Source organism: Roseicyclus sp. (assembly GCF_965662675.1).
Lineage (GTDB): Bacteria > Pseudomonadota > Alphaproteobacteria > Rhodobacterales > Rhodobacteraceae > Roseicyclus.
The window spans coordinates 755-2,755 of record NZ_CBFIIK010000170.1; the positions used below are offsets into that span (position 1 = coordinate 755).

Here is a 2,001-nt window from a genome sequence, read left to right on the forward strand (position 1 = left end):
CAACATGACCTTTTTGCGCACCGCGCTCAACGCGCAGCGCAAGACCCGCGGCGAAGATGAGATCAGCGCCGGCGATTTCCTCAAACTCGTGCGCGAGAAAGCCAAGGCGCTCAAGATCGATGCCGAGATGCTCAAACGTCCGGTCAATGTCGGTTTCTCGGGTGGCGAGAAAAAGCGCAACGAAATCTTGCAGATGGCGATGTTGGAACCCAAGATGTGCATCTTGGACGAAACCGATAGCGGCCTCGATGTCGATGCGATGAAGCTTGTCTCCGACGGGGTGAACGCGCTGCGCGATAGCGGGCGTGGCTTTTTGGTGATCACGCATTACCAGCGCCTGCTCGATCACATCAAACCCGATGTCGTGCATATCATGGCAGATGGCCGGATCGTGAAGACGGGTGGGCCGGAATTGGCGCTCGAGGTCGAAAAGAACGGTTATGCCGACATTCTGGCCGAGGTGGCGTGATGGCCGTGGCGCAGACAAAGCAAGACCTGCTCGAAAGCCGCATCGGCACGCTCGCCATGCCGGAGGGCAAGGCCTGGGCAAAGACCGCGCGCCATGCCGCCCTTGCGCGGTTGCGCGTCATGGGAATGCCCAACCGGCGCGATGAGTATTGGAAATATACCGATCCCACGAGTCTCACTCAGCTCGCTGTACAGCGTGCTGCCCTTCATGATGACAGCGACGAGGCGCCGATCTTTTCCGGGATCGACCGCTTGCAGCTGGTTTTCGTCGATGGTGTCTTCGATCCTGCGCAATCGGATGATCCGGCCATGGCCGGGGTCGAGATCATGCGCCTGTCCGATGCCATGGCGATGGATCTGCACTGGGCGCGCGACTATTACGGGTTGCTCGAGGCGGATGGGCAGACTCCCGTGGCCCGGCCCTTGGCCGCGCTCAATACGGCCTTTGCCACCGATGGCGTGGTGATCCGCGCAACGGGCGCGGCCGCTAAGCCCGTGAGCCTGATCTATCTGCACCGCGATCCGACATCGGATGCGATTTTGCACCATGTGGTGCGGGTTGAAAGCGGGGCGTCGTTGACGCTTTTGGAAAACGGGCCGGCGGCTGCACGCTTTAACAAGGTGATGGAGGTCAGTGTCGCCGATGACGGCGATTTCCACCATGTCCGCACGCAAGGACGCGATCATGAGCGTCGCGCGGCGACCCATGTCTTTGCCCGTCTTGGTGCGCGCAGCCAGTACAAATCCTTTACCCTCACGGCCAATGGCGTGCTGACCCGCAATGAGCATGTGATCGCGTTGACGGGTGATGACGCCAGCGCCCATGTGGCGGGGGCGGCCCTTGGCGATGGGGAAAATGCCGCCTTTCACCATGACGATACGGTCTTCATCACCCATGATGCGGAGCGTTGCGAAAGCCGTCAGGTCTTCAAGAAGGTGCTGCGCAACGGGGCGGTCGGCGTGTTTCAGGGCAAGATCCTGGTCAAGCCGGGCGCGCAGAAAACCGATGGCTACCAGATCAGTCAATCGCTGTTGCTCGACGACGACTCGGTGTTCTTGGCCAAACCCGAGCTTGAGATCTATGCCGATGATGTCAGCTGCTCGCATGGCTCGACCACGGGCGCGATCGACGAGACGGCGCTTTTTTATCTGCGTGCGCGCGGTGTGCCACGTGACATCGCCACCGATCTGCTTGTTTTGGCCTTCATCGACGAGGCCATCACCGAGATCGCGGATGAACGGCTGGCCGAAGATATCCGCCATCGACTTGAGCTTTGGCTGGGGCGGCGCAGGCAGGGCTGATGGCAGTCTCGACCGACATCGTGGCGACATGGCGCAGCCCTGCGGGGGTGATGCGCAAGCTATTGGCGATGGGCCGGCGTGAAGATCGCGCGCTGGCCATATTGCTTGCCGCTTGTCTGGTCATTTTTATCGCACAATGGCCACGCCTGAGCCGAGACGCCTATTTTGCCGTCGCGGGGCAGGCCCCGCTAGAGGCGCAGATGGCGATCACCTTTTTCGCAATGATGATGA

Annotated in this window: 2 protein-coding genes and 1 pseudogene; all 3 read left to right on the forward strand. The window is 60.8% G+C overall.

Annotated features, from left to right (window positions below; all coding sequences use genetic code 11):
* The coding region (sufC, locus tag ACTG4J_RS15130) for a Fe-S cluster assembly ATPase SufC (protein ID WP_439140565.1) at window positions 1–469 on the forward strand (469 nt) is incomplete at its 5' end.
* Window positions 469–1,770: a SufB/SufD family protein gene (locus ACTG4J_RS15135; protein WP_439140566.1), complete on the forward strand. Its 1,302-nt coding sequence runs from the start codon at window positions 469–471 to the stop codon at window positions 1,768–1,770. The genes sufC and ACTG4J_RS15135, both read left to right, overlap by 1 nt.
* Window positions 1,770–2,001, forward strand: a pseudogene (locus ACTG4J_RS15140) (YIP1 family protein); the annotation flags it as partial. The gene ACTG4J_RS15135 and the pseudogene ACTG4J_RS15140, both read left to right, overlap by 1 nt.